The sequence below is a fragment of the Prevotellamassilia timonensis genome, from assembly GCF_021531665.1.
Taxonomy (GTDB): domain Bacteria; phylum Bacteroidota; class Bacteroidia; order Bacteroidales; family Bacteroidaceae; genus Alloprevotella.
In genome coordinates, this window is the sequence record NZ_JADYUH010000138.1 from 1 (window position 1) to 550 (window position 550).

Here is a 550-nt window from a genome sequence, read left to right on the forward strand (position 1 = left end):
AGAAGAATGTTTGGCTGTCTGGCTGTATGACGAAAGAGGTAACTTGATAGATAAAAGACTATGTTCTAACATTTCTAACATTGGTATGTCAGAAGAGTTTCAGTGGAGGAGATATGAAGACCTAAGGTTTCACCCAGGTGATATTGTAGAAGTACTTGAAAACGATGAAGTTTATCTTGCCTATCTGCCTGGTCCGGCAATGTCAAAGGAAGATATTGAGTACTACAATGAGTTTGTCAGTGATAAGGTCAGTGATGCTTCAGATGATATCTATACCATCTTGACATCTGAATCTTATGATTCCCATCAGCATATAGATGCGCTTCATGTGTTCACTCCGCACCTCAAGATACATCCTTCAACATCAAAGAGATTCAAGAAGATATATGAAGCCAATCTGTTGAATGATTATAAAACGTAATATAAGACCCATAATAGAATTGAAATACAGACAGATAGTTCCAGAGTGTGCACTTATGAAACCTGCATTTAGAGAAGTTATAGCAAGAGCCGTCCAGAAAGATTCTCCATTATGGCTGGCAGATGACAA

At 38.0% G+C, this 550-nt stretch carries 1 protein-coding gene; it reads left to right on the top strand.

The window, feature by feature from the left end; genetic code table 11:
* On the top strand, nucleotides 1-421 hold a 421-nt coding region (locus I6E40_RS10665; RefSeq protein WP_235387250.1), incomplete at its 5' end, for a hypothetical protein.
* Nucleotides 422-550: the final 129 nt, after the last annotated feature.